The organism is Pseudonocardia sp. EC080619-01 (assembly GCF_001420995.1).
Lineage (GTDB): Bacteria > Actinomycetota > Actinomycetes > Mycobacteriales > Pseudonocardiaceae > Pseudonocardia.
This window is the reverse complement of the sequence record NZ_CP012184.1, coordinates 2,654,743-2,679,982: the sequence shown is the minus strand read 5'-3', so window position 1 is coordinate 2,679,982 and position 25,240 is coordinate 2,654,743. Positions and strand designations below refer to the sequence as shown.

The following is a 25,240-nucleotide window of genomic DNA, read 5'->3' as shown; positions in this document are numbered from 1 at the left end:
TCGCGCACCCCGTCACGGCTCCGCGCACCCCATGACAGGTTATGGCACCCCACGTGGGGGGTGCGCCGGCCGATCACGGGGTGCGTCGGTCGGTCACGGGGTGCGTCGGCTGGTCACGGGGTGCGTCGGCTGGTCACGGGGTGCGTCGGCTGGTCACGGGGTGCGTCGGCTGGTCACGGGGTGCGTCGGCTGGTCACGGGGTGCGCGGCCAGCGACGGGGTGCGCGGGGCCGAGTGCGTCGACCCACGATCAGCTGATCCGGCCGTGACGGGCGCGGGGGTGTGGAGACGAGTCCGGGGCGGACAGGGGCGTCAGGCGCGGTCGAACCGCTCGTCGCGGCCCTTCTTCAGCAGGCGCAGCCAGTCGCGGAAGCCGCGCGGGTCCCGCTTCGTCACCAGGAAGTACCAGGCGAACCTCGGCAGCTCCAGGAGCCCGATCCGGCGCATCCCCGGCTGGCTCATGAGGTAACCGCGGTTGCGGTAGGTGTAGTAGCGCTTCACCGGGTCGCCCGGATCCTGCGCGTGCAGGCGCCCGCCGAGCATCGGCTTGAACTCGTCGGATCCGTAGGGGTGCAGGTAGCCGGCGTGCAGCGCGGTGCCGAACGGCAGTCCCGAGCGCACCATCCGGCGGTGCATCTCCACCTCGTCGCCGCGGACGAACAGCCGCAGGTCCGGGACGCCGATGACCTCGAGCGTCGAGGCCCGGAACAGCGCACCGTTGAAGAACGACGCGATCCCGGGCAGGAGCTCGGTGTCCCCGTCACCGGCCGTCAGCGCCGACCGGGTGCGGTGCCAGGTCACGCCCCGGCGCAGCGGGAACGCGAGCCGCTCGGGGTCGGCCTTGTCGGCGACCACGGGGGACACCGCGGCGAGCCCGCGGCGGTTCGCCAGGTCCAGCAGGGTGGCCAGGGTGGACTCGTCGGCGGCGTGGCCGTCGTCGTCGGCGAGGAACACCCAGTCCGCGCCCAGCGCGAGCGCGTGCAGCATGCCCAGGGCGAACCCGCCTGCGCCGCCGAGGTTCCGCCAGGACGGCAGCCAGGTCGTCGGCAGCGGGCAGGCGTCCACGGCCGCGCGGGCCGGCTGGTCCGGTCCGTTGTCGACGACGATCAGGTGCGAGACCGGGTGGGTCTGCTTCGCCATCGCGGTGAGCGAGTCGACCAGGAGGTCGGCGCGGTGCCGGGTGACGATGACGCCGACGACCGAGCCCGGCGGCAGGGGAGCGTTCACGCGGTCCCCTCGAACGGCGTCCTGCCCTTGTAGTGGTCGAGGACCTCCTGCAGCGGGCCGTACTCCTTGATCGTCCCGTGCTCCATCCACAGCGCGGTGTCGCACAGGTCCGCGAGGAACTCGTCGGAGTGTGAGGCGAACACCAGGATCCCGGAGCGGTCGACCAGCTCGTGGAGGCGGCCGCGGGCCTTGTTCAGGAACTCCGCGTCGACGGCGCCGATGCCCTCGTCGAGCAGCAGGATCTCCGGGTCGATCGAGGTGACGACGCCCAGTGCCAGCCGGACGCGCATACCCGTCGAGTACGCCCGCAGCGGCATCTCCAGGTAGTCGCCGAGCTCGGTGAACTCGGCGATGTCGTCCATCCGTGCTTCCATCTGCTTCCGGGTCATGCCCAGGAAGAGCCCACGGATGACGATGTTGTCGAAGCCGGAGATCTCCGGGTCCATCCCGACCGCGAGGTCGAAGATCGGCGCGACCTTGCCGCGGACGGCGGACCGGCCCCGGGTCGGTTCGTAGATGCCGGCCATGAGGCGGAGCAGGGTGGACTTGCCGGCACCGTTGTGGCCGACCAGCGCCACCCGGTCCCCGCGACCCAGCTTCAGCGTGATGTCGCGCAGTGCCTCGATGATCGGCACCTTGGCGTCGGTGCCGATCCGGCCACCGGCGCGTCCGAGGACGGACTTCTTCAGCGACCGGGTCTTGGCGTCGAAGATCGGGAAGTCGACTCCGGCGCGGTCGATGCGGATCTGGGGTTCATTCACAGCGGCTCACACCCAGTAGGCGACGCGGGAGCGGTAGTTGCGCAGGCAGACCAGCGCTGCGGCCCAGCCGACGATCGTGATCAACCCGGCCACCAGCCAGTACCGGCCGACGATCTCCTGGCCGAGCAGCGGCTCGCGCAGGATCTCCAGGAAGTGGAAGACCGGGTTCAGTTCGACGAGTGCGGCACGCTCCCGTGCGGCCTCGTTGTCCTTGAGGATGTCGATCGACCAGACGATCGGCGTCAGGTAGAAGACCAGCTGGGTCACGCTGGCGATGATCGGCGGGATGTCCCGGAAGCGGGTCGCGAGGATCCCGGAGAGGATCGCGATCCAGGCGCCGTTGATCGCGAGCAGCGCGAACGCCGGGACGGCGAGCAGCACCTCCCAGCCCAGCGGCCGCGGGAACACGACCATCAGCACGGCCCAGACGACCATGTTGTGCAGGAAGAACAGCGTCTGCCGCCACACCAGCCGGTAGATGTGCAGGGTCAGTGGCGCCGGGAGGAACTTGATCAGTCCCTCGTTCGAGATGAAGACCTCGCTGCCCTCGAGGATGCACCCCGAGACGAAGTTCCAGATCAGCAGGCCGACGGCCACGTGCGGCAGGAACGTCGCGATCGGGGTCTCGAACAGCGCCGAGTAGAGGATGCCCAGCCCGAGCGCGATGACGCCCATGCTGATCGAGATCCACAGCGGGCCCAGGACGGAGCGCCGGTAGCGCTGCTTGATGTCCTGCCATCCGAGGTAGCCCCAGAGCGGTCGCTGCCGCCAGCCGGCGGCGAGATCCGCGAACGCCCGGCGCCAGCTGCGCGGGCTCGACATCTCGGACGGATCGACGAGGTCGCCCGGCTCGTTGTCGGTCACGGTCACGGTCACGGCCACCCGACGAGGGTACTCACGGCCCTTCGCGCGGCCCGGCAGGGGCGGTCCCTGCCGGGCGCGGGCGAAACCGCAGGTCGGAGCCGGGTGCGCCGGGTCCGGACCCGCGGACGGCGTACCGGCCGCGTCGTCCGGGTCAGAGGTACTGCCCGGTGCCCCGGCCCATGCCCTCCGGCATGCCCTGCTCCGGGCCTGCCGACATGCCCGGCGGGAGCCCGCGGCGCATCTGCTCCAGCTGCGCGCGGGCGGCCATCTGCTGGGCGAACAGCGCCGTCTGGATGCCGTGGAACAGTCCTTCCAGCCAGCCCACCAGCTGGGCCTGGGCGATCCGCAGCTCGCCCTCCGACGGCGTCGAGTCGGCGGTGAAGGGCAGGCTCAGCCGCTGCAGCTCCTCGCGCAGCTCCGGGGCGAGACCATCCTCGAGCTCCTTGACGGAGTTCTCGTGGATTTCCTTGAGCCGGCTGCGGGAGGCCTCGTCCAGCGGGGCCGCCTTCACCTCCTCCAGCAGCTGCTTGATCATCGTGCCGATCCGCATGACCTTCGCGGGCTGCTCGACCATCGAGGCCGGGCTCTGCTGCTCCTCGTCCTCGCCGGACGTGGTGTCGCCGACCGGGCGGCCGTCGGCGCCGACCACCACGACCCGCTCGTCCGGGTTCTCCTGCTCGTCGCTCATGAGCGCCATTCTGGCCCCGGCGGGATCCGGGGCAACCTCAGGCGTCGGGGTTGCGGAGGATCAGCTTGCCGGTGACGCCGCCGTCGGCCAGCCGGCGGTGGGCGTCGGCGGCGTCGGCCATCGAGTACCGCTCGAAGACGACGGGGCGGACCCGGCCCGCGGGGAACAGCGGCCAGACCTGGTCGCGCACCTGCTCGACGATCTCGGCCTTCGAGTGCGGGCCCTCCACCGGGCGCCCGCGCAGGCCCATCGCGGAGACGTGTCCGCGCTTGGCGAGCAGCGCGCCGATGTTGATCTCCGCCTTCACCCCGCCCTGCATCCCGATGATCATCAGGCGGCCGTCCTTCGCGAGGGCGGACAGGTTGTTCGCCAGGCCCTTGGCGCCCATGTTGTCGAGGATGACGTCGGCACCGTGCCCGTCGGTGGCCTTCTTCAGCTCCTCGGCGATGTCGTCGTGGTAGTCGATCGTGATGTCGGCCCCCAGCCCGCGGCAGAACTCCAGCCGGTCGGCGTGGCCCGCGGTCGCCGCGACCCGCGCCCCGAACGCCGTCGCCACCTGGATCGCGTGCGTGCCGATGCCGGACGACCCGCCCTGGACCAGGAAGGTCTCGCCCTCGGCGAGCCGCCCCTCCATGAACACGTTCGACCAGACGGTGCACGCGACCTCGGGGAGGCCGCCCGCGTCCTCCAGCGAGACGCCCTCGGGCACCGGCAGGAGCTGCGCCGCGGGGACGGCGACCTTCTGCGCGTACCCGCCGCCCGCGAGCAGGGCGCACACCTCGTCGCCGACGTTCCAGCCGGTGACACCTTCGCCGAGAGCGGAGATCCGGCCGGAGCACTCCAGCCCGAGGATCTGGGAGGCACCCGGCGGCACCGGGTAGTTGCCCTGGACCTGGAGCAGGTCGGCGCGGTTGACCGCGGACGCGACGACGTCGAGCACGACCTCGCCCGCGCCCGGCACCGGGTCCGGGACCTCCTCCCAGGCCATCTGCTCGGGACCGCCGTACTCCGCCAAGGTGATCGCCTTCATGGTCGTCGACGGTATTCCGTCGCGCCGTCCCGGGCGATCCGGCAGGGTCCGTGGACCATGGACGTGCTCCCGGCGCCGATCGACCCCGTCCCCGACCCGTGGCCGTTGTCGGGGCTCGTGCTGCGCACGCCGCGGCTGGAGCTGCGCCCGGAGGACGACGCGACGCTCCGCGAGTTCGTGACGATGCTCCACTCCACCGGCATCCACCCCGCCGACGAGATGCCGTTCCGGGCCCCATGGACCGATGCCGACCCGCGGTACCTGGGGCGCGGCGTCGCGCAGTACTTCTGGTCGAACCGGGCTCGGGCGGCGCCGGAGTCGTGGGCGGTGCAGTTCCTCGTGCGGGCCGGCGGCGCTGTGATCGGTCTGCAGGACCTGATGGCCGACCGTTTCGGTGTCCTCCGTGAGGTGCACACCGGCTCCTACCTGGGCCTGCGGTACCAGGGACAGGGGTACGGCACCGAGATGCGGGCGGCGGTGCTGGCGTTCGCGTTCGACCACCTCGGTGCGACGGCGGCGCGCTCGGAGTACGTCGAGGGCAACGCCGCGTCCGCGACCGTCTCCGCCCGGCTCGGCTACGTGCACGACGGCACCGCACTCACGGCCACCCGTGACCGTCGGACGGTGGAGCACCGGCAGCTGCTGGCCCGCGAGGCGTTCGTCCGGCCCGGGTGGGAGCTCGGTGTGCGGGGCTACACGACGGAGCTCGCGGACTTCCTGGCCGCCGATCCGCCGCGGGTCAGCTGAAGACGAGGTCCCGGTGGCGTGGCAGTCGCAGCCACACCTGCCCGCCCACCAGTAGTACGGCGAGCACGGCGAACCACTGTACCGCGTGCACGGCGGGGACGACGTCGACCGGCAGCGCGTAGGCGGCCACCACACGGAGCGCGGCATCGGCGAACAGGCCCAGGGCCCACCACGCGGTGAGCCACCGCCAGATCGTCCGGAACCGGGACGAGTCCGCCCACAGGCGGTCCCACCCGTCGGGATCGTGCCCGGCCCGGCTCAGTGTGATCCGGCCGATCGTGAACAGCGCCGGACGTGCGGTCGGCACCGTGACCAGCAATGTCGCACCGAGCGCCGCCGTGACGAGCCCGTCCCGGGCGAGCAGCACTCGTTCGTCCCCGCTGACCAGCGAGGTCGCCGCGCTCGCGACGCACAGGACCAGGACGAGCACCGCGAACCACTCGACCCGCCGGTGCCGGACCAGCACGTACGACGCCCGAACCGCGGGGGCGGCCGCTCCCGCGAGCAGCGCGGTCCCGGCGCCGACGCCGGACGCGCGCAGGCCGTAGAAGATCGCCAGCGGTGCGACGACGTCGATCCCGACCGTTGCGAGCAGCTCGCGCCGGTTCACGACGTCACCAGCGCCGTCATCCGGTCCGCCACCCGCTCCGGGAACTCCCCGGGCAGCGCGTGCGAGGCGTCCGGCCACAGCTCGACCGTCCCGCGTGGCAGCAGCCCGGCGCGCTCGCGGGCCCGGCCCGCGTCGAGCATCGTGCTGCGCCCGCCCAGCAGGACGAGCGTCGGTACCGCGACCGCGCGGACGTCCGCGGGCGAGGGGAGCGGTGGGAACGGCACCGCGGACGCGTAACCGGACATCCCGGCGTCGATCAGCTGCAGGACGGGATCGTCTCCACTCGCGCCGCCGTCGCCGATCCGGTCGAGGAATCGGCGCCGCATGCGGGCCGGGGCCCCGGGCAGCGCGCCGACCGAGGCCACGACCGTCCCGAGCGGGAGGCGGGCGAACGTGTTCGCCGGTTCGAGCAGGGTGAGCGTCCGCAGTCCCTGTGGTGCGCGCCGGGCCAGCTCGAAGGCGATCCGGCCGCCCATCGACGTCCCCACCAGGTGGAACGACGGCAGGTCCAGCCCGTCGAGCAGCGCCCGCAGCCAGCGGGCCTGGTCGGCGACGTCGCGGATCGGCACGTCCTGGTGGCTCGCGCCGGGCCCGCCCAGCGGGTCGACCAGGTGCACGGTGCCGAGTCCCCGCAGCGACGGCACGTTCGGTGCCCAGCTCAGCCCGGGCGCGCCCGCTCCGGGAAGCAGGACGAGCGGGTCCCCGGACGCGCCCTCACAGGTCAGTACCCGGACGGTGCCGTGGGTTGTCCCGACGTCCCGCGCGGTCGACGGCGGCAGCGTCGCGACCGCTGCGTCGTACAGCGCGCGGTACCGGTCCCGTGCCGCCGGGCCGGTGAAGTGTCCGGTCCGCATCGCGCCCCCTCCTTGACGATACGATCGGACTGTAAAGAGCGGCTCGGCTGTATGCAAGCCGATCGGATTGCAACGAGGGGATGCGGGTGCCGAGACTCGTCGATCACGGGCAGCGTCGCGGCGAGATCGTGGAGGCGCTCTGGCGGGTGGCGGCGGACGAGGGCCTGGAGGCGGTCAGCCTGGCCCGCGTCGCGCAGGAGGCCGGTGTCTCCAAGGGCCGGGTCCAGCACTACTTCACCTCGCGCGACGAGCTGCTCGGCTACGCCGCACAGCAGCTCCAGCTCCGTATCGACGAGCGGATCCGCGCGCAGCTGGCCGCCGCCCGACCTGCGACGCCGCTCGACGAGGTCCGCGCGCTGCTGGTCGCGCTCCTCCCGCTCGACGACGACGCCGCCACCGACGCGCGCGTCGGCTCGGCGTTCCTGATCCGCGCCCTCGGCGACGCGGCGATGCGCGAGACCTACCGTTCGGGCAACCGGCTGATCCGCGAGGCCGTCGCCAGCCGCCTGGACGCGGCGCACGCGCAGGGCGAGATCGGCGCCGTGGACGCCGAGCAGGAGGCGACGGTGCTGATCGCGCTGGTCGGTGGGCTGGCCGAGGGGATCCTGCTCGGTGAGTACGCCCCGGCATCCGCTGTCGGGGCCGTCGAGCACCAGGTCGGGCGGCTCCGCCGCCCGTGAGTGATTGTGTGTCGGCCAGGACCGACTCAAGCACTCACGAGGGGATGTGTGGGTCAGCCGAGGGTGCGGGCGGCGAAGGTGTCGCAGGCGTTCGGGTCGCCGGTCTGCAATCCGGTGGTGAACCACCGCTCGCGCTGGGCGGAGCTGCCGTGCGAGAACTGGGACTCGTCGACCCGGCCGCTGCCCAGGGTCGACTGGATGTGGTCGTCGCCGATCTTCTCGGCGGTGTCGAGCGCCGCGTCGATGTCGGACTGGTCCAGCTCGGTGATCAGCGGCCGGCCGGAGTCGCCGGGGACCGTCGTCGCGTGGTGGGCCCAGACACCGGCGTAGCAGTCGGCCTGGAGCTCGAGGCGGACCGAGCCCGAGGTCGGGCCGGTCTCGTTGCCCACGCGGCGGTTGGTGCCGAGCAGGTTCTGGATGTGGTGGCCGTACTCGTGCGCCATCACGTACGACTGCGCGAACGGGCCGCCCTGCGCGCCGAACCGGGTCTGCAGGTCCTCGAAGAACGTCAGGTCGATGTAGATCTCGGAGTCGGCCGGGCAGTAGAACGGACCGCTGTCCGACGTCGCGGAGCCGCAGCCCTGGGTGCTGACGCCGCCGGAGAAGAAGTTCGTCCGCGGCCGCTCGAAGCCGGACGAGAACTGGCCCGCCCAGAAGTCGTCCAGGGAGTTCACGACGGCGACCATCCGGCAGTCCGTCGAGTTGTTCGCCGACGCCCCGGTCGCGCAGTTCTGCGCCAGCGACGAGCTGTCCGCGGTCTGGCCCGCACCGACCTGGTCGAGGCTCGGGTAGCCGCCACCGGCGGCCATGCCACCCATGTCGACGCCCGCGAAGTTCGACAGCAGCAGGTAGATGACCAGGCCGACGATCCCGAGCCCGCCGCCGGCGCCGGCGACCCGGCCACCGACACCGCGGCCACCGCCGCCAGAGCCACGCAGGTCGTCCACACCGGACGTGTCCAGCCTGGCGTTCTCGTCGAACCGCACGCCGACCTCCCGAAGCCGAGTCGGGAAGATCCCACCACACCCGGCCTGCCCGCACACCGGCGATGCGTCCGCCCGTCGGGGGTCAGCCCCGGCGCCAGGCCGCGGGGCTCCGCCCGTGCGCCGTGCGGAAGCGTCGGACGAAGTAGCCGGCATCCCGGTAGCCGACCCGCCGGCCGATGTCCGTGACCGTCAGCTCGGTGCCCACCAGCAGCCGCCGGGCCTCGCGCATCCGTCGCTCGGTGATCCACTGCTGCACGGTCCGGCCGGTCCCGCGGCCGACCACCGTCGTCAGGTGACCCGGCGTGAGCCCGAGCGCCGAGGCGACGTCGCGCAGCGAGATCGGGTCCCGGAAGCGTTGCTCGATCAGCTCGAAGACGGCGGCGAGCTGCGGGTCCGTGGCCTCGGCCGGGACGTCGTCCTGCAGGCGTCCGAGCGCGACGAGCAGCAGAGTGAGGTGGGCGCGGGCGGCCTCGGCGTAGCCGTCGCGCCGCTCGGTCAATTCGGTCTCCAGTGCGTCGAGCCGGGCGAGCCAGCCGGGCCGGTCCGCGGGCGGGACGACCAGCCGCTGCGCCCCGCCACGGTGGTTGCCGACGAACGGTGCGAGCAACGGGTGCCCACGCCAGGACACCAGCGGCGCGGCCGCGTCCGGGTCGACCGCCTCCGCCGGGAAGAGGACGGTCCAGGCCGCCCCGGACGCCGGCGGATCGTCGTCGGCGGCGCCGATGACCGCCCCCGGTGCGACGACGAACGCGTCGCCCGCGGCGAGTTCCCACGCCCGTCCGTCGACGCGGCGGGTCCAGCGGCCCTCCACGAGGTGGATCAGGCACAGGAAGTCGTGGGCGTGCTCGCCGCGCATCCGGGGGACCTCCGCGAGCCCGGAACCCGACCCGCGCTGGACGACGATCGGCACCGGAGAGTGGATGAACCCCATCAGAGGCACATCGGAAGATCGTCTCATCAGCGCCGCACATCCTTCATTGTGCGCCGGTCAACGGCGACGGAAGCTGGGTTCAGCACACGAGTTTCGTACCACGGAGGGGTCATGTCGACCGACTACCTGCCCGCGCTCGTCAGCCCGCGGCTGCTGCCCGGCTACGACGGCTTCGCCACCCTGATGGGGGCGACCGGGATATACTGGAGGCTGGTCGCCCAGGCCGGGATCCAGCCGGGCTCGACCGTCCTGGAGATCGGGTGCGGGACCGGGAACGTCGTGCTCCGGGCGAAGCGGGCCGTCCCCGGGGCGACCGTGATCGGCCTGGACCCGGACGGCGAGGCGCTCGGCATCGCCCGTCGCAAGGCCGCCGACGAGGGCCTCGCGCTCCAGCTCGACGAGGGGGTCGCCGAGGACCTCCCCTACGACGACGGCAGCGTCGACCGCGTCCTGTCGTCGCTGATGCTGCACCACCTGCCCGCCGACCGGCAGGTGTCCGCGCTGCGCGAGGTGCGCCGGGTGCTCGCGCCCGGCGGGAGCCTGCACCTCGTCGACCTCGACGCCGACCCGCGGGTCGCGGGTCCGATGCGGCCGGTGAACCGGGTGCTGTCGCTCCTGCACCGGCTCGATCCGGCCGCACGGCGCCTGGGCTTCGGCGGGGGGTGCGGCCACGGCCACGGTCAGGGCCACGGGCACGGCCATGGCCACGGGCGGGGCGCGGACCCGGCGCACGGGCGCGGCGCGGACCCGGCGCACGGTCACGGCGCGGACCCAGCGCACGGTCACGGTGGGGGCCGGCCGGTTCCGGAGGTGCTGGCCGAGGCCGGATTCTCCGAGTCGGTCGTCGTCGGGCACGGCAGCACACGGATGGGTGCGGTGACCTACCACCGCGCGGATCGCTGACGCCCACGACGCACCCGCTACCCTGCCGTGCGGAAGCGTGGCAGAGCGGCCGAATGCACCCGCCTTGAAAGCGGGCGTCCGAAAGGACCGGGGGTTCGAATCCCCCCGCTTCCGCCACCGGCCGACGGGGCTCCGCCGACGCCGCCGCGCCCCACGCCGTCCCCGCACCCGCACCCGCACACCTGGACCGGCTCCCGCGCACGTGGACCGGCTCCTGCACACGTCGATCGGCTCCCGCACACGTGGACCGGCTCCCGCGCACGTGGACCGGCTCCCGCACAGGACGACCGGCTCCCGCACAGGGCCGTTCCTGTGCGGGAGCGCGCTGTCCTGTGCGGCACACCCGCGGGCTGTGCGGCGACGGTCGGGACCCTGCCCGTCTCGGGTTCGGCGGGCTGCTCCGGCCGGACCGTCCGCATCCGGACGATTGCCGCCGAGATGCGGCTCAGCGTCGTCCGCGCACGCCGGGAGGGACTCTGAGCTGCATCTCGGCGAGAGTGTTCCGGGCGCGGACGAGTTCCGGCGGGGTGGGCCGGTCAGGCCCGGCGCCGGCGTGCGGCGTTGTCGTGCTTCCGGACGGCGAAGGCGTGCGCCTCGTCCAGCAGTGCCTGGACCTGCGGCCACGTCTGGTCCGGGTTGATCACGCTCACCCAGTGGTAGGCCCCGTAGACCGGGTGCGGGAAGAGGGTGTCGAGGGCGGTCGTGTCGTGCTCGGCCGCCACCGGGAACAGCTCGGCGAACCGCGGCTTCGGCAGGCCGATGTTGAGGCGGAAGACGCCGGGCCGGTCCAGGTCGGACGCGGCGTCGTTGACGTCGGAGTTCACGACGGTCGCCCAGCCCTGGCGGGGGCGCTGGTCGTAGTCGTCGTCCGGGTCGTGGATGGCGAAGACGTCACCGTTCGCCTCGATCAGCCGGGTGCCGGGATAGCCGGCCAGGAGGGTGGCGATCTCGTCGGGGTCCATTGCGCCAAGACAGCACGATTCCACCGGGCGATGTGCGGATCAAGTGATGCAGATCACTCGGATGATTCGGCCAGCTCGGCGAGGCGGTCCAGCGAGGCCGCCAGCCGGTCCGCTGTCGTGGCGCGAGCACGGGTCAGCCGGTTCGCGTCGGTCAGCTCCGACCAGTCGTAGGTGTGGGTCACCCGGGTCCGTCCGGGGCCGAGCGCGTCCAGCTCCCAGCGCCACAGGTGGCCGGGCGGTGGACTGCCGGGCTCCGAGGGGAGCCAGGCGATCACCCGTCCCTCCTCGAACTCGACGACCCGGTTCTCCCGGACGGTGCCGAGCGTCAGCGTGGTCGTGAAGACCTCGCCGGTCCGGTGCACCCGTTGTCCGGGAGCGGCGTGGGCGAGGTTGTCGTTGCCGTCCCAGCGCGGCTGCCGTGCCGGGTCGGCGACGAGTTCGAAGATGCGGTCCGCGGGTGCGGCGATCTCCCGGGTGCTGGAGACGACGGTCTGCTCGGTCACCACCGGAGTGGAGCACGCCCGGGAACGGGCTGTCCCGTCGTGGCGGGACGGCACGCGCTCGTTGTCGGACCCCGCTGCCACGATCTCCGCGTGACGACGACCGAACGCGGCATCCCGCCGATGCAGGCCGATCCGGTGACCACGCTCGCCGGGTGGCTCGACTTCTACCGGGCCACCCTGATCGGCAGGTGCGACGGACTGACCGACGAGCAGCTGCGCCGTGCGCCGGTGGAGCCGTCGTCGATGACGCTGCTCGGGCTGGTCCGGCACCTGACCGCGGTCGAGCGGAACTGGTTCCGCACGGTGCTGGGTGGCGCGGACCTCCCGCCGCTGCACGGCCGCGAGGCGGGGACCGGCCACGACGGTGGGTTCGAGCTCGACGGCACCGGGTTCGCCGAGGCCCTCGCCGCCTGGGAGGCGGAGGTCGCGCACGCCCGCGCGGTCTGCGCCGAGGCCGGACCGGACGGCACCGGCTCGCTCGACGGGCACGAGGTGTCGGTGGTGTGGGTGCTGACCCACGTCGTCGCCGAGTACGCGCGGCACTGCGGGCACGCGGACCTGATCCGGGAGCGCATCGACGGGCGCACCGGGGTCTGACGGTCAGCCCCCGCCGCGGTAGGTGCCGAACGTCCAGAGGTTGCCCTCGGTGTCGGTGACCGCGCATACGTAGGCCGGGCCGCCCGCCGCGAACGCCGTCCGGTGGGGCGCCGCCGGCACGGTCGCGCCGGCGGTGACGGCCCGCTCGTGGACGGCGTCGACCCCCTCCTCGGACGCGACGGCCACGTAGACCGCACCCGCCCGAAACCCGGCGTGGACGCCGTCGTCGTGCTTGGTCCCTCCGAACAGGACGGTGCCACCGCCGGGCCAGGAGAGCTCGGCGTGCACGACGTCGCCGACGTCGTCCCGGATCACCACGGTCTCGGTGAAACCGAGACCGGTGAGGAACCGCAGCGCCGCACCGGGGACGTCGTAGTGCAGGACCGGCCACACCGTCGAGGTCATGGCTCCAACCTACGGCGCGGACAGGGTGTCACCTGCCAGGCTGGGTGCGTGAGCGCTCCCAGCGTCGACGGTCGCCGGTTCACCGCTGTCGCGAACACCGGCGACGGCGAGGTCGGCCGGGCCACCGTCTTCGACTACCACGAGACCGACGGCCTGGTCTGGGCCGAGTACGGCGGTGGCGCGGTCCGGCTCGGCCGGCTCGTCGGCACCCGGGAGGGCGATGTCCTGCGGTTCCGCTACGTGCACGTCGCCGAGGACGGTTCGACCAGCTCCGGGCGTTGCGAGGCCCGTCTCGAGGTGCTGCCCGACGGCCGGCTGCGCTCGCACGAGGACTGGTGCTGGGAGTCCCGGCCCGGGGCCGGGACCAGCATCGTCGAGGAGATCGCCTGATCAGACCGGCACGGCGGCCGGACGGGTGTCGGCGCGGGCGTCGACACCGTGGATCCAGGCCAGCCAGGGGTCCAGCCCGGCCAGCCCCGCGTCCCGGCTGCCGGCGGCCTCGCCGTCGGGCAGGTGCAGCAGGTCCGAGGTGACCAGCGAGCTGCGCTGCACCTGGCGGGTGCGGGTCCGGCGCAGCCGCTCGTAGCGGGCGAACGCGGGGCCCGGGTCGGCGCCGGCGGAGGCCAGCAGGTCGGCGAGCACGACGGCGTCCTCGATGGACTGGTTCGCGCCCTGGCCGTGGTGCGGCAGCATGGTGTGCGCGGCGTCGCCGAGGATCACCACCCGCCCCGCCGACCAGCGCGACAGCGGCGGGAGCGTGTACAGCGGCCAGTGCGCGGACTGCGGGACGGCCTCGACCATCTCGCGGACGGCCGGCGCCCAGCCGGCGAACGCCCGGGCCAGGGTGCCGGGCTCGGCGGCGGCCGGGCCGGAACCCGCGTCCCACCGCTCGGGGCCCTCCAGCACGGCGAGGAAGTTGACCTCACCGCCGTCGGGGCCGATCGCGTAGTGCAGGAGGTGCGCGTCCGGGCCCATCCAGAACTGGATGGCCTGCGGGTCCGGCAGCGACGGCAGGTCGGCGACGCCGACGATGCCCCGGAACCCGGACGTCCCGGTGTAGACCGGCCGGGCGTGCGGGTCGACGACCGCGCGCAGCCGCGAGTGGACCCCGTCCGCGCCGACGACGACCGACGCCGTCGCGGTCTCCCCGGAGGCGAGGGACAGCGCGACGTGGTCGCCGTGGTCCGTGACGCCGGTGACCTCGCTGCTCAGCCGGATCGTCCCCGGCGGGCAGGCCCCGGACAGGATCCGCTGGAACTCGGCCCGGTGGATGCCCAGGTAGGGGGCTCCGAACCGGTCGCGGTAGGAGCCGTCGGCGCCGACCGGGAACGCGGTGACGCGGTCATGGGTCCGCCAGCCGCGGTGCACCAGCTCGGTCGGCTGGGTCGCGACCGCCTCCAGCTGCCCGAGCAGCCCGAGCTCGTCCATCGGGCGCAGGCCGTTCGCGGACAGCGCCACCGCGGCGCCGACCTCGCGCAGTTCGCCGGCCCGCTCGTACACGGTCACCGGTACCCCGCGTGCGTGCAGCGACAGGGCCAGCGTGAGCCCGCCGATCCCGGCCCCGACGATCGCCACTGATCCGTCCATATCCGGATCCTCACACGTACACCGGGTGGTTTTCCTGACGCAGAACGTCTCACCGGTGACCAGGTTCCGCTCGGGGCCGGGGCCGGGGCCGGGGCCGGGACGACGACGGCGCCGGCACCCCGGGAGCCCAGGGGTGCCGGCGCCGTCACGTGACCGCCGGTGCCGACCGTCAGCCGGTCGGGGACTCCTGCTCCCCGTCACCGGGGGCCGGGTCCTGGCCGAGCTGGTTCGGCGGGAACCGCAACGGCGGCAGCTCCTGCAGCGGCGGCTGCGGGGCGTTGCCCACCTCCGGCGGCACGGGGGCGCCCCGGAGCGGGTTGCCCACCGGTTCCAGCGGGTCGGCCGGGGCGAACGTGCCCGGCCGCTCCAGGCCACCGGAGTCGGTGCCGTCGAACGACTCGGTGCGGTCGCAGCCGTCGAGCATGACGGTCAGCGGGCCGTCGGTGTGCACGTCGAGCCGGGCGTCGCAGCTCACGCCGGCCCGCTCCGGATCGACCGTGACCGCGCCGACGCCCGCCGAGCGGACCTCCAGCACGTCCTCCGCACCGGCGTCCACCGGCTCGTCGAGGTGCCGGTACTCGCGCAGGTACGGGTTGACCGGGGAGAACGTGCCCTCGGTCTGCCCGATCTCGCGCTGCGGTGCCGGCACGGGTGCCTCGGTGATCCCCTGACCGCGGCTGACGACGTCGATCGTGCCCAGCTGCTGCGGATCGCGCGAGGCGATGCCGGACAGCCAGTAGGCGTGGTCGCCCACCAGGCCCGACCCCGGGTCGTCCATCAGCGGGTTGCGCACGTAGGTCACGTGGTGCGGGTCGACCGCGCGCGGCTCGTCGCCGAGCCAGTCGGTGGTGAGGTCCCACATCCCGTTCTTGCACATCACCAGGTGCTCGGCGCCCACACCGACGTGGCTGACGAACTCGTAGTCGTAGTCGCCCGCCGCGTACAGGTCGGCCCGCTCGCGGGTGATGTTGTAGGGGATGAAGTCGTCGTTCACGCCCGCCCACTCCATCACCGGCTGGTTGCGCCGGCTGGGCAGCAGCTCGGAGATCTTCGACCCCGGCTCGTGCTTCGTCACCGTGTCGACGCCGGCGTTCTCCGCGACCTCGTCGGCGACGCCGTTGACCCCCGGGAGCGACGGCGCGACGTTCAGCCCGTCGCAGACGAACGCCTTCGTGAACACGTCCGGGAAGGTCAGCGACAGCTTGTTCGCGGTGTAGGCGCCGGAGGAGAACCCGGCCATCGTGGTCCGCTCGGTGTCGAGGTCGTAGTGCCTGCGGGCGTCGGCCACCGCCTCGAACACGACGGCGCCGCCCTGGCCGTAGCCCCAGTTGTCGGCGCCGCGGAAGTCGACGTCGATCATCATCGTCGGGTCGTCCGGGCGCTCGGCGAGCTGCCGGTAGAGGTCCTTGTCGCCCGCGACGTCGTCGCCGGGGCGCAGGGCGTACCCGTTGGTCCAGACCATCGACGACCAGCCCTCGGACGGGGCCCCGGTCTCGGGGACGTAGACCATGTAGCGCTGCATGCGGCCCGCCAGGTCGGGGACGCAGTCGTCGCGGCAGGGGTAGCCGAACGACAGGCTCGGGCGCTGGTCACCGGAGCCCTCGCGGGACCCGGTGGCGATGCCGCCCTGCTGGGTGCCGGTCCCCGGGGCCGGTCCGCCCGGGTCCGACGGCAGCCGCCTGCCCTGCTCGGACTCGAACTCCGAGGCGAACACGCGTGTCATGTAACCGCTGGTCGGGATGCCCGACTCGTCGTCGGTGCCGCTGCGCAGCTTCCCGAAGTCGACGTCGGCGTGGAACGGGCTGAGGTCACCGTTCGCGATCGCGAGCCGCTGGTCGTTGTTGCGGTAGGGCGCCTCGAACGGCTCCTGGAACCGGAACGCGGCGTCGAAGAACGCCGACGGCGTCGGGTCCCCGACGACCGCGCCGCCCGGGTGCGTCTCGTCGGCCGTCGCCCGTGGGGTCAGGTAGGCGTCGGCGTCGCGGTCCCACAATCCGGCCGCGGCGGCGATCCGCTGCGTCCCGTCCGCCGGGTCCCACGCGGAGTGCGGGACCCGGATCTCGACCTGCCGTCGCTCGACGTCGACCCGCACATCGGGGGCGTCGGACAGGGTCTCGCCGGTGGCGGCGTCGGTGACGTCCCCGCCCGTGCCGTGCACGGTCACGAACCGCTCCGCGGGCATCACGGTGTGGGCGCCGTGCGGTGCCTCGCGCGGTGCGTCGGAGTCCCCCAGCGCCAGGGTGAGACCGAGGAGCTCCGGGTCGGTCATCGTGTTCATCGTGACCCGGAACAGGGTCGCGTCGTCCTCGGGCTTCGCCCGGACCTCGAGGATGTCGGCGGCGTTGCGCCGGTACCCGGCGGCCTCGGGGTAGGTGTAGTTGCGCAGCAGGGTGTCGTTCGGCCAGCGGTACTGGTTGCCGCCGCCCTCGTCGTCGTAGACGCAACCCTGGTGCACGTACTCACCGGCGCGGTAGGCGCTCGTCATGCAGATCCCGATCGGGTCCGCCGACCACGGTCCGGTGTTCTGCAGCTGGGGTGCGTCGACGGCCGGGGCGCGCAGCAGGTCGGGGCCCGCCGTGTCGCCGGCGCCGGGGTTGCCCGGTGCGGCGAGCGCCGACCCGGCACCGACGGCCGCGCCGGCGACGAGCCCGGCCACGACGAGCGCGACGCCGACTCGCTTCGTCCTTCTCATGGGGAGCCTTCCACCGGTGACCGCGGCCCGCGCCTCGTTGCGCGGTGGGGTCCGGACGGAGCACCGGTACAGGGCACAACGGACCGTCCGTAACGCGGTGACGTGCGCGGATGATCCGGCTCTACTCCGAATGGGCTAAGACGATGCGGCTCTCAATCGACCGGGCGGAATCCGGGGGAAAGGATCAGGGCGAACCCCGAGCATCGCCCCCGGGTGGGCGGGCACCCTGGAAGCATGCTGCGGCTCATCCTGAACGTGATCTGGCTGGTGCTCTCGGGCTTCTGGCTGTTCCTCGGCTACCTGGCCGCCGGGATCGTCGCCTGCGTGCTGATCGTGACGATCCCGTTCGGCATCGCCGCGTTCCGCATCGGCTTCTACGCGCTCTGGCCGTTCGGCCGGGACGTGGTGCGCCGACCCACGGCCGGGGTGGCGTCCACGATCGGGAACGTGCTGTGGATCCTGCTGTTCGGGTGGTGGCTGGTGCTCGGGCACATCGGCACGGCGATCGCACTGGCGATCACGATCGTCGGGCTGCCGCTGGCCTGGGCGAACCTGAAGCTGATCCCGGTGTCGCTGTTCCCGCTGGGCTCGCAGGTCGTCGACACCGACGACTACGTGCCGGGGTCGCGCATCGCGACGTGAGCCCGGCCGGTCAGCCCGCGTCGGAGAGGAACTCGGCGCCGGCCCGGGCGAGCAGCCCCGGGTCGTGCACCCCGCACAGCTCGCGGGCCGAGTGCATGGACAGCACCGGGATCCCGACGTCGACCGTCCGGATCCCCAGCCGCGTCGCCATGATCGGCCCGACCGTCGACCCGCACGGCACCGTGTTCTTCGAGACGAACACCTGGCTCGGCACGTCCGCCGTGCGGCACGCCCGCTTCCACGCGGCCGCGCCGGGCGCGTCGGTGGCGTAGCGCTGTACCGCGTTGACCTTCAGCGACGGGCCGGAGTTCGGCACCGACAGGTGGTCCGGGTCGTGCTTGTCGAGGTGGTTCGGGTGCGCCGCGTGGGTGACGTCCACCGACAGGCAGCGGGACCGGGCGAACGCCGGTCGGCGGGCGTCGAACCCGCCGGCGAGGCGGGTCAGCACGGTCTCCAGCAGCGGGCCCGCGGCGCCGGTGGCGGTGTCGGAACCGATCTCCTCGTGGTCGAACCCGACGAACACCGGCACCGTGTCCGGGTCGCGCCGCGCGGTCTCGATCAGCGCGGTGATCCCCGCGTGGACCGACGCGAGGTTGTCCAGCCGGGGCGCGGCGAGGAGTTCGTCGTCACGGCCGAGGGTGGCGGGCGGGGTGAGGTCGTAGGTGAACAGGTCGTGCGCGGCGACGTCGCCGGGGTCCTCGTCGGCGAGCACGGCCAGGAACTCCAGCAGGTCACCGCCGCCGGGGTCGCCGAGCCCCCAGACGGGGAGCAGGTGTCGTTGCGGGTCCAGGGTGAGCCCCTGGTTCACGCCGCGGTCGAGGTGGATCGCGAGCTGCGGGATGCGCAGCAGCGGCCGGTCCACCCGCACCGGGACGACCCGGCCGTCGTAGAGCGCCAGCCGTCCGGCCAGCCCGAGGTCGCGGTCCAGCCAGGAGTTCCACAGCGCTCCGCCGTAGACCTCGACACCGACCTGCCGCCAGCCCGCGGCGCCGACGTCCGGGTTCGGCTTGACCTTGAAACCGGGGGAGTCGGTGTGCGCCGCGAAGATCCGCAGCGGCTGCTCGCCGGGTGTCGCGCGCTGCCACCAGGCGAGCACGGTGCCGTCGCGCACGAGGTAGCGGCCGCCGGGGCCGTCGACCCAGGGCCCGTCCTCGGGCTGCTCGACGAACCCGGCCGCGGTCAGCCTGCGGACGGCCTCGGCCACCGCGTGGTACGGCGACGGGCTCGCGGTGAGGAACGAGGCGAGATCACGTGCAGCGTCGGTCACGTAAGGCATCCTGGCAGCAATGACTGGAGGGGCGAGGACGGACGTCCACGACGTGATCGTGGTCGGCGCGGGATCCGCCGGCTGCACGCTGGCCGGCAGGCTGGCCGAGCGCGGTGTCCGGACGGCGCTGGTCGAGGCGGGCGAGATCGTCGTCCCGCCGGAGTCCACACCGATCGCGTCGCTCGCGGCGACCACCCCGGGGCACGTCCTGAACTGGGCCTACCGGGCGACCCTGTGCCAGGGCCGGGAGTGCACGGTGCCCCGCGGCCGGGTGCTCGGCGGCTCCGGCGCGATCAACGGTGGCTACTTCGTCCGGGCGGTGCCCGCCGACTTCGCCGACTGGGCGATCCCGGGCTGGTCCTACGACGACGTCCTGCCCTACTACCGGCGGCTCGAGCGCGACCTGGACTTCTGCACCTCCGACGCGCACGGCGACGCCGGCCCGCTGCGGATCTCCCGGCCGGCCGGGCACCTGCTGGCCCCCGTCACGGACCCGTTCCTGCGGGCGTGCGCCGCGCTGGGGTACTCCGAGGAGCCGGACAAGAACGCCGGCGGCAGGCCGGGGGCGGGCCCGGTCCCGACCAACGCCGTCGACGGGAAGCGGATCAGCGCCGCGACGGCGTACCTCCCGCCGCCGTGGGGGGACGCCGAGTGGCAGGACGCGCTGACCGTCTACGGCGGACGCGCCGTCGACACCCTGCTGTTCGACGGCGACCGGGTCACCGGCGTCCGGTTCGGTGACACGGAGCTCCACGCGGCGGAGACGGTCGTCGCGGCGGGTGCGGTGGGGAGCCCGGCCCTGCTGCAGCGTTCCGGGATCGGACCGGAGGACACCCTGCGCTCGGCGGGCGTCGCGGTGCGCCACGAGCTGCCGGGGGTCGGCCGCGGCTGGTCGGACCACCCGTCGGTGTTCCTGCCGCTGCGCAGCGGACTGCCCGACCCGCACCCGGACGCCGTCGCCGGGCAGGCCGCGCTGAACCTCGACTCCGGCACCGACCCCGCGGGCGACCTGGAGGTCCTGTTGTTCGCGCACCCGTTCGCGCCGGGCGGGCCCGCGCACCTGATGTGCGCGGTGCAGCACCCGGACAGCCGCGGGATGCTCGCGATCACCTCGCCCGAGCACGCCGACCCGCCACGGCTGAACTTCCGCTACCTGCAGACCACCTCGGACCGGCACCGGATGCGGGCCGCGGTGCGGGTCGCCGCGGAGATCCTCCGCGCCGCGGGCTGGGACCGGGCCGGCCCGGACGACGGCGGCCCGGCCGGCTGGGAGCTCGGCAACGACACCCGGCTCGACGAGTGGATCCACGGCAGGCTGACGACGTCGGTGCACCTGTCCGGCAGCGCGGCGATGGGGACCGGGCCGGACGCCGTCGTCGGGCCGGACCTGCGCGTGCACGGTCTGGACGGGCTGCGGGTGGCCGACACCTCGGTGCTGCCGTCGGCACCGCGGCGCGGCCCGGCCGCGACCGCCGTCATGATCGGGGAACGGGCCGCCGACCTGGTCGGCGGCTGACCGGCCCGACGAGGAGGAACCATGCGCGACGAGGTCACGGTGCACGTGCGGGCACCGGCCCACGAGATCTGGGAGCTGGTCGCCGACGTGCGCAACACCGGCCGGTTCTCCCCGGAGACCCTGGAGGCCGAGTGGCTCGACGGCGCGACCGGCCCGGCACCGGGTGCCCGGTTCCGCGGGCACGTCAAGCGCAACGGCCGCGGGCCGATGTACTGGACCGTCTGCCGGATCACGGCGTGCGAGCCGGGGCGCGAGTTCGGGTTCGCCGTGCTGGCGGGGAGCCGGACGATCAACACCTGGCACTACCGGTTCACCCCGGCCGGCGACGGGACCGACGTCACGGAGTCGTTCGCGCTGGCCGACAACGTGGGCACCCGGATCTACTGGGCGATCGCGGGGCGGGCCCGGCGGCGGACCAATCTGCGCGGCATGACCGAGACCCTGCACCGGATCCGGGAGGTCGCCGAGGGCGCCCGGTCCGACGACGGCGGGGCGGGCGCGTCCGGATGATCCGGCCGGCGGTGCCCGCCGACGTGGCGGCCATGCGGGAGATCGAACGGGCGGCCGGCGAGCCGTTCCGTGCGATCGGGCTCGACGTCGTCGCCGACGACGAGCCGCTCCCCGGTGCCGTCCTCGTCGCCTACGCGGCCGCGGGCCGGGCGTTCGTCGACGTGCGCGACGGCGCACCGGCCGGCTACCTGATCACCGAGGTCGTCGACGGCTGCGCCCACCTCGAGCAGGTGTCGGTGCTGCCCCGGATGCGCGGCAGGCGCATCGGGGAGGGGCTGGTCGAGCACCTCGCCGGCTGGGCGCGGGACCGGCGGCTGCCCGCGCTCACCCTGACCACGTACCGGGACGTGCCGTGGAACGGGCCGTACTGGGTGCGGCTCGGCTTCCGGGAGCTGGTCGAGCTGACCCCGGGTCTGCGGGCGATCCGCGCCGAGGAGACCGCCCGTGGCCTGGACGTGTGGCCGCGCCTGGCGATGCGCCGCGACCTGGGCTGAGGGCCGTAGGCTCGGCCCATGACCTCGGTGAACCCGTTCCTGGCTCCGAGCGAGCTGCCGTACGGCCTGCCCGACACCACCCGGATCGCCGACGAGCACTTCCTCCCCGCGTTCGAGGCGGGCATGGCGCAGCAGCGCGCCGAGGTGGCGGAGATCGTCGCGAGTGGTGAGCCGACGTTCGAGAACACGGTCGTCGCGCTGGAACGGTCCGGCGCCGTCCTGGACCGGGTGTCGCGGCTGTTCTTCACCCTCGTCTCGTCGCACACCTCGCCCGCGGTGCAGGAGATCGAGGCGACGGTCGCCCCGCAGCTCGCCGCGCACGCCGACGCGGTCGCCCTCGATCCCGGGCTGTTCGCCCGGATCGACGCGCTGCACGCCCGCCGGGACTCCCTCGGGCTCGGTCCCGAGGCGCTGCGCCTGCTGGAGCGCCACCACCGCGACATGGTCCGCGCCGGTGCCCGGCTGGGCGGTGCGGAGCAGGAGCGGCTGCGCGAGCTCAACGCCGAGCTGTCCGGCCTGACCACGTCGTTCGGTGCGAGCCTGCTGGCCGGGGCGAACGCGGCCGCCGTGCACGTGACCGACCGGGAGCGGCTCGACGGCCTGTCCGACGACGCCGTCTCCGCCGCCGCGGCGGCCGCCCGCGACCGCGGGTACGACGGCGGCTGGCTGATCGCCCTGGTGCTCCCGACCACGCAGCCCGCACTGGCCGTTCTCACCGACCGGTCGCTGCGGGAGGAGCTGCACCGGGCGTCGGTGACCCGGGGCCTCGGCGGCGCGCACGACACCCGCGACACGGTCCTGGCGATCGCCCGGCTGCGCGCCGAGCGGGCCCGGCTGCTCGGGTACCCGGACCATGCGTCCTACGTCATCGACGACGCCACGGCCGGCACCGCCGCCGCGGCCGGGGAGATGCTGGAGTCGCTGGTCCCGGCCGCCGTCGCGAACGCCGACCGGGAGACGGCGGAGCTCGCCGATCTCGCCGGCGGTGCGATCGAGCCGTGGGACCGGGCGTTCCACGCCGAGCGGGTCCGCCGCGAGCGGTACGCCGTCGACGACGCGGTGCTGCGGCCGTACCTGAGTGCCGAGCGCGTGATCCACGACGGCGTGTTCCGCGCGGCCGGGCTGCTGTACGGCGTGAGCTTCACCGAGCGCACCGACCTGCCCGCCCACCACCCGGACGTCCGCTGGTGGGAGGGCCGCGATGGCGACGGCCGGGTGCTCGGCCTGTTCGGTGCGGACCTGTGGGCGCGGCCCTCGAAGCGCGGCGGGGCGTGGATGAACGCGCTCGTCGACCAGTCGTCGCTGCTGGGGACGACGCCCGTCGTGCTGAACACGCTGAACCTGGTCAAGCCGGCCGCGGGCGAGCCCGCGCTGCTGTCCCTCGACGAGGTCCGCACCCTGTTCCACGAGTTCGGGCACGCCCTGCACGGGCTGTTCTCCGCGGTGGAGTACCCGACGTTCTCCGGGACGTCGGTGCCGCGGGACTTCGTCGAGTTCCCCAGCCAGGTCAACGAGATGTGGCTGAGCGACCCGGAGATCCTTGCGTCGTTCGCGCGGCACCACGCGACCGGTGAGCCGCTGCCGCCGGAGCTGCTGTCGGCGGCGCTGTCCGCCCGCGGGTACGGCGAGGGCTTCGCCACCACCGAGTACCTGGCGGCGTCGTTGCTGGACCAGGCGTGGCACCGGCTCTCGCCGGAGGAGGCGGGGGCGGTGACCGACGTCGCCGCGTTCGAGCAGCAGGCACTGGAGGCGGCGGGGATCGCGCACCCGCTGATCCCGCCGCGCTACCGCACGACCTACTTCAACCACGTCTTCGGCGGCAGCGGGTACGCGGCCGCGTACTACTCCTACATCTGGGCCGAGGTGCTCGACGCCGACACCGTCGCCTGGTTCGCCGAGAACGGCGGTCTGCGCCGCGGCAACGGCGACCGGTTCCGCCGTGAGGTGCTCTCCCGCGGCGGGGCGGTGGACGCGATGGAGGCGTACCGCGCGTTCCGCGGACGGGACCCGGAGATCGGCCCGCTGCTGGAGCGCCGCGGGCTGACCGTGGACTGAACGCCCGCCGGACACGACACCGCCCGTCGTCCGGTGGGGAGCGCCGGGCGGCGGGCGGTGTCGTCGTGCGGGAGGGTCACGAGTACTGGCGCATCCAGGCCACCTGCATCTCCGACGGCTGGGGCGACCCGCCCGACGGGAAGTAGTCCAGCTGGACCGTGGCGTGCATCGGGCCCGGGGGCAGCGTCTCCGGGTCGGTCGACCGGAAGAACTCGACGCCGTTGACGTAGCCGACGATCGCGTCCGGCGTCCACTCGACGGCGTAGTTGTTCCACTGGGTGATGTCGAGATCGGTCTTGGCGTGCTTCTGCGAGTTGTCCGACCCGTAGTGCAGGAAGAACGACACGTCCTCGCTGGCGCTGGTGGTCTCGGCGAAGTCGACCTCGCCGCCCTCCGGCCAGGAGATCTCGCTCGGCCACAGCAGCAGCACCGGGTGGTACTGCTCGTCGCCCTTCGGGAACTTCGCCCGCATCTCCCACTTGCCGTACTTCTGCGGGGTGCCCCAGGCGATGCCGCCGGTGTTGCCCTCGGAGTCGCCACGGATGACGAGGTTGCCGTTCTCGACCGACACGGCGTCCGGGGTGCGGCGGCCCTGCCCGTCGTGGCCGGCGCCGTCGTAGGCGCTCCAGTTCTCGCCGAGCGAGGAGCCGGTGAACTCGTCGCCGCCGATGGCCTGCCAGCCCAGCTTCAGCGCGGCCTGGATCCCGTCACCGACGACCTGGGCGGCGCCGCCGACCGGGCCGGCGGGTGCGGATCCCGTACCCGGGGCGGAGTCCGAACCGGACTCCGCGGCGCGCTCGGCGGCGGCCTTGCGCTCCGCGGCGCGCCGTTCGGCGGCCTCGGCGGCGGCGATCGCCGGTCCGATCTGGCCGGACGCCCCCTGGGCGACGTCACCCATCGCGGACCCGCCGCCGTCGCCGATGCCGGTCGTCGCGGTGCCGACGCCGTCGGAGACCGACCGGCGCGACGCGTCCACCAGGGTGGTGCTCAGCGAGGGGTCCTCGGCGCCGGGCTGCAGCAGCGTCACCACGAGCGTGGCGGCGAGGATCGCGGCCACGCCCACGCCGAGCGGGCCGTAGCGGCGGAGCCGGGACCGGCCGGCCGGTGTGGCCCGGTCGATCTCGACGACCGACGAGTCACCCGCTCCGGTCCCCGCGTCCGCGGGACCGGCGGGCTCGTGCAGCTCGGCGATCGCGACACCGCTCGTCCCGCGGGCGGCGTGCCGCGCACCGTGCGCACCGTCGTCGGGCTCGTCCCCGGCCTCGCGGTGCGAGAACAGCTCGACCGGCGCGTCCGGGACGGCCGGTGGATCGAGCGTCGTCGTCGCGGAGCGTGCGGGGGCACCGGGTGCCCACCCGCTCGCGTCGTCCGCGTCCGGGTCCGCCCACGGCGAACGGGACACCCGGACCTCGGCCGACCGGCCACTCCGCGTGACACCGGTGGGGGAGTCCGCCTCGGCGGCACCGGTGTCGTCACCGTCCCCGGCGCGGCGGGCACGGTGACGCCCGGAGGCGGTCACCGGTTCCTGCAGCAGGGTCGACGCGGGTACGGCAGCGGACGCGGAGCGCCCGGCCCGTGGGGACGGCACAGAGGGGGAGCTGTGCTCTGCGGCAACCCGCTCGATCAGATCCCGGGGGTCGATCCGATCAGCCGCAGCGGAACTCTTCCGTCGCATGAGGAGGGACTCTAGGTAGGGTGACCGTGCGTGAACACCCTCGCTGAGAGAGGTG

The 25,240-nt window shown here is 73.7% G+C and carries 26 protein-coding genes and 1 tRNA gene; 11 read left to right on the top strand and 16 right to left on the bottom strand.

The features are described 5' to 3' along the window. Nucleotides 1–311: 311 nt before the first annotated feature. The 5 genes from AD017_RS12575 to AD017_RS12555 all read right to left on the bottom strand — a co-directional run bounded on the left by AD017_RS12575 (nucleotide 312) and on the right by AD017_RS12555 (nucleotide 4,569). Nucleotides 312–1,226: a glycosyltransferase gene (locus AD017_RS12575; RefSeq protein WP_060574341.1), complete on the bottom strand. Its 915-nt coding sequence runs from the start codon at nucleotides 1,224–1,226 to the stop codon at nucleotides 312–314. Beyond that, nucleotides 1,223–1,987, bottom strand: a complete 765-nt coding sequence (locus tag AD017_RS12570) for an ABC transporter ATP-binding protein (RefSeq protein WP_010243833.1) — start codon at nucleotides 1,985–1,987, stop codon at nucleotides 1,223–1,225. Before AD017_RS12570 ends, AD017_RS12575 begins: the two co-directional genes overlap by 4 nt. Nucleotides 1,988–1,993: 6 nt before the next feature. Beyond that, nucleotides 1,994–2,809 (bottom strand): ABC transporter permease, encoded by an 816-nt coding sequence (locus AD017_RS12565; RefSeq protein WP_029240134.1) that lies wholly within the window; start codon nucleotides 2,807–2,809, stop codon nucleotides 1,994–1,996. A 193-nt stretch (nucleotides 2,810–3,002) separates the two neighbouring features. Beyond that, nucleotides 3,003–3,548, bottom strand: coding sequence for a bacterial proteasome activator family protein (locus AD017_RS12560; RefSeq protein ID WP_010243829.1), 546 nt, complete (start codon nucleotides 3,546–3,548; stop codon nucleotides 3,003–3,005). Between the two features lie 28 nt (nucleotides 3,549–3,576). Then, nucleotides 3,577–4,569 (bottom strand): NAD(P)H-quinone oxidoreductase, encoded by a 993-nt coding sequence (locus tag AD017_RS12555; protein WP_010243827.1) that lies wholly within the window; start codon nucleotides 4,567–4,569, stop codon nucleotides 3,577–3,579. A 57-nt stretch (nucleotides 4,570–4,626) separates the two neighbouring features. Between AD017_RS12555 and AD017_RS12550 the strand changes: the two genes are divergently transcribed. After that, nucleotides 4,627–5,316: a GNAT family N-acetyltransferase gene (locus tag AD017_RS12550; RefSeq protein ID WP_010243825.1), complete on the top strand. Its 690-nt coding sequence runs from the start codon at nucleotides 4,627–4,629 to the stop codon at nucleotides 5,314–5,316. Here the strand turns inward: AD017_RS12550 and AD017_RS12545 are convergent. Then, nucleotides 5,309–5,926 carry a VC0807 family protein gene (locus AD017_RS12545; RefSeq protein WP_060574340.1) on the bottom strand — a complete coding sequence of 206 codons (618 nt, stop codon included), beginning with the start codon at nucleotides 5,924–5,926 and terminating at the stop codon, nucleotides 5,309–5,311. The genes AD017_RS12550 and AD017_RS12545 overlap by 8 nt on opposite strands. Beyond that, nucleotides 5,923–6,780 carry an alpha/beta fold hydrolase gene (locus AD017_RS12540; protein WP_060574339.1) on the bottom strand — a complete coding sequence of 286 codons (858 nt, stop codon included), beginning with the start codon at nucleotides 6,778–6,780 and terminating at the stop codon, nucleotides 5,923–5,925. The genes AD017_RS12545 and AD017_RS12540 overlap by 4 nt, the downstream gene beginning before the upstream one ends. 86 nt (nucleotides 6,781–6,866) lie before the next feature. Between AD017_RS12540 and AD017_RS12535 the strand changes: the two genes are divergently transcribed. Further along, nucleotides 6,867–7,460 carry a TetR/AcrR family transcriptional regulator gene (locus AD017_RS12535; protein WP_082539099.1) on the top strand — a complete coding sequence of 198 codons (594 nt, stop codon included), beginning with the start codon at nucleotides 6,867–6,869 and terminating at the stop codon, nucleotides 7,458–7,460. Nucleotides 7,461–7,513: 53 nt separating this feature from the next. On the opposite strand, the gene AD017_RS12530 is transcribed toward AD017_RS12535, so the two are convergent. Together AD017_RS12530 and AD017_RS12525 are read right to left on the bottom strand one after the other, a co-directional pair. Next, a complete protein-coding gene (locus tag AD017_RS12530) occupies nucleotides 7,514–8,446 on the bottom strand; it encodes a neutral zinc metallopeptidase (RefSeq protein WP_010226443.1) in 933 nt (310 codons plus the stop codon). An 82-nt stretch (nucleotides 8,447–8,528) separates the two neighbouring features. Then, on the bottom strand, nucleotides 8,529–9,377 hold the full coding sequence (locus AD017_RS12525) for an AraC family transcriptional regulator (protein WP_082399212.1): 849 nt from the start codon (nucleotides 9,375–9,377) through the stop codon (nucleotides 8,529–8,531). A 111-nt stretch (nucleotides 9,378–9,488) separates the two neighbouring features. Here AD017_RS12525 and AD017_RS12520 point away from each other — a divergent pair, with 111 nt between their 5' ends. Next, nucleotides 9,489–10,280 (top strand): class I SAM-dependent methyltransferase, encoded by a 792-nt coding sequence (locus AD017_RS12520; protein ID WP_060574336.1) that lies wholly within the window; start codon nucleotides 9,489–9,491, stop codon nucleotides 10,278–10,280. Nucleotides 10,281–10,311: 31 nt separating this feature from the next. After that, nucleotides 10,312–10,397: transfer RNA gene (locus tag AD017_RS12515), tRNA-Ser, on the top strand. 419 nt (nucleotides 10,398–10,816) lie between these two features. Here AD017_RS12515 and AD017_RS12510 read toward each other — a convergent pair. Together AD017_RS12510 and AD017_RS12505 are read right to left on the bottom strand one after the other, a co-directional pair. Continuing rightward, nucleotides 10,817–11,242 carry a DUF6194 family protein gene (locus AD017_RS12510; protein WP_060574335.1) on the bottom strand — a complete coding sequence of 142 codons (426 nt, stop codon included), beginning with the start codon at nucleotides 11,240–11,242 and terminating at the stop codon, nucleotides 10,817–10,819. A 53-nt stretch (nucleotides 11,243–11,295) separates the two neighbouring features. After that, a complete protein-coding gene (locus tag AD017_RS12505) occupies nucleotides 11,296–11,745 on the bottom strand; it encodes an SRPBCC family protein (RefSeq protein WP_060576371.1) in 450 nt (149 codons plus the stop codon). 90 nt (nucleotides 11,746–11,835) lie between these two features. On the opposite strand from AD017_RS12505, the gene AD017_RS12500 reads away from it, so the two are divergent. Continuing rightward, a complete protein-coding gene (locus tag AD017_RS12500; protein WP_060574334.1) occupies nucleotides 11,836–12,342 on the top strand; it encodes a DinB family protein in 507 nt (168 codons plus the stop codon). A gap of 3 nt (nucleotides 12,343–12,345) precedes the next feature. Here the strand turns inward: AD017_RS12500 and AD017_RS12495 are convergent, their stop codons facing one another. Continuing rightward, nucleotides 12,346–12,747 (bottom strand): VOC family protein, encoded by a 402-nt coding sequence (locus AD017_RS12495; RefSeq protein ID WP_060574333.1) that lies wholly within the window; start codon nucleotides 12,745–12,747, stop codon nucleotides 12,346–12,348. A gap of 48 nt (nucleotides 12,748–12,795) precedes the next feature. Between AD017_RS12495 and AD017_RS12490 the strand changes: the two genes are divergently transcribed. After that, nucleotides 12,796–13,137, top strand: coding sequence for a hypothetical protein (locus AD017_RS12490; protein WP_060574332.1), 342 nt, complete (start codon nucleotides 12,796–12,798; stop codon nucleotides 13,135–13,137). Here the strand turns inward: AD017_RS12490 and AD017_RS12485 are convergent, their stop codons facing one another. Both AD017_RS12485 and AD017_RS12480 read right to left on the bottom strand, forming a co-directional pair. Next, nucleotides 13,138–14,334 carry an FAD-dependent monooxygenase gene (locus tag AD017_RS12485; RefSeq protein WP_029239307.1) on the bottom strand — a complete coding sequence of 399 codons (1,197 nt, stop codon included), beginning with the start codon at nucleotides 14,332–14,334 and terminating at the stop codon, nucleotides 13,138–13,140. A 169-nt stretch (nucleotides 14,335–14,503) separates the two neighbouring features. After that, complete coding sequence (locus AD017_RS12480; RefSeq protein ID WP_168170526.1) at nucleotides 14,504–17,026, bottom strand: hypothetical protein; 2,523 nt, start codon at nucleotides 17,024–17,026, stop codon at nucleotides 14,504–14,506. 237 nt (nucleotides 17,027–17,263) lie between these two features. Here AD017_RS12480 and AD017_RS12475 point away from each other — a divergent pair, with 237 nt between their 5' ends. Beyond that, a complete protein-coding gene (locus AD017_RS12475) occupies nucleotides 17,264–17,668 on the top strand; it encodes a YccF domain-containing protein (RefSeq protein WP_029239948.1) in 405 nt (134 codons plus the stop codon). 10 nt (nucleotides 17,669–17,678) lie between these two features. On the opposite strand, the gene AD017_RS12470 is transcribed toward AD017_RS12475, so the two are convergent. Beyond that, nucleotides 17,679–18,944, bottom strand: coding sequence for a M18 family aminopeptidase (locus tag AD017_RS12470; RefSeq protein ID WP_060574330.1), 1,266 nt, complete (start codon nucleotides 18,942–18,944; stop codon nucleotides 17,679–17,681). A gap of 10 nt (nucleotides 18,945–18,954) precedes the next feature. Here AD017_RS12470 and AD017_RS12465 point away from each other — a divergent pair, with 10 nt between their 5' ends. From AD017_RS12465 to AD017_RS12450, 4 genes are read left to right on the top strand one after another with little or no spacing between them, the layout of a single operon-like run. Next, nucleotides 18,955–20,451 (top strand): GMC family oxidoreductase, encoded by a 1,497-nt coding sequence (locus AD017_RS12465; RefSeq protein ID WP_060574329.1) that lies wholly within the window; start codon nucleotides 18,955–18,957, stop codon nucleotides 20,449–20,451. A gap of 21 nt (nucleotides 20,452–20,472) precedes the next feature. Then, nucleotides 20,473–20,961, top strand: coding sequence for an SRPBCC family protein (locus AD017_RS12460; protein WP_060574328.1), 489 nt, complete (start codon nucleotides 20,473–20,475; stop codon nucleotides 20,959–20,961). Beyond that, nucleotides 20,958–21,455, top strand: a complete 498-nt coding sequence (locus AD017_RS12455; RefSeq protein ID WP_010241118.1) for a GNAT family N-acetyltransferase — start codon at nucleotides 20,958–20,960, stop codon at nucleotides 21,453–21,455. Before AD017_RS12460 ends, AD017_RS12455 begins: the two co-directional genes overlap by 4 nt. A gap of 18 nt (nucleotides 21,456–21,473) precedes the next feature. Beyond that, a complete protein-coding gene (locus tag AD017_RS12450) occupies nucleotides 21,474–23,510 on the top strand; it encodes a M3 family metallopeptidase (RefSeq protein ID WP_060574327.1) in 2,037 nt (678 codons plus the stop codon). 76 nt (nucleotides 23,511–23,586) lie between these two features. Here AD017_RS12450 and AD017_RS12445 read toward each other — a convergent pair whose 3' ends face one another. Next, nucleotides 23,587–25,029 (bottom strand): family 16 glycosylhydrolase, encoded by a 1,443-nt coding sequence (locus AD017_RS12445; protein ID WP_060574326.1) that lies wholly within the window; start codon nucleotides 25,027–25,029, stop codon nucleotides 23,587–23,589. Nucleotides 25,030–25,240: the final 211 nt, after the last annotated feature.